1 tRNA gene and 1 rRNA gene are annotated in these 310 nt (G+C 44.5%); both read left to right on the top strand.

Annotation, left to right across the window (positions count from 1 at the left end):
* Positions 1-116: ribosomal RNA gene (locus C9J36_RS17160) — 23S ribosomal RNA — on the top strand; the annotation flags it as partial.
* 68 nt (positions 117-184) lie between these two features.
* Positions 185-260, top strand: a tRNA-Val gene (locus C9J36_RS17155).
* Positions 261-310: the final 50 nt, after the last annotated feature.

The raw sequence follows: 310 nt of genomic DNA, 5'->3' as shown, positions 1-310 counted from the left end.
TTTCCCATTACGCAAGTAAGTAAGATCCCTCAAAGACGATGAGGTAGATAGGTTCGAGGTGGAAGTGTGGCGACACATGGAGCTGACGAATACTAATCGATCGAGGACTTAACCACAATTAAAACTTATTTCAATGTTCGTTTATCCAGTTTTGAAAGAACAAGCATACATAATGTTTATTTTTGGAGGATTAGCTCAGCTGGGAGAGCACCTGCCTTACAAGCAGGGGGTCGGCGGTTCGAACCCGTCATCCTCCACCAAACAAAATGCCGGTGTAGCTCAGTTGGTAGAGCAACTGACTTGTAATCAG

This window comes from Metasolibacillus fluoroglycofenilyticus, assembly GCF_003049645.1.
In the GTDB taxonomy this organism is placed as follows: domain Bacteria; phylum Bacillota; class Bacilli; order Bacillales_A; family Planococcaceae; genus Metasolibacillus; species Metasolibacillus fluoroglycofenilyticus.
This window is presented reverse-complemented; position numbering and strand designations above follow the sequence as displayed.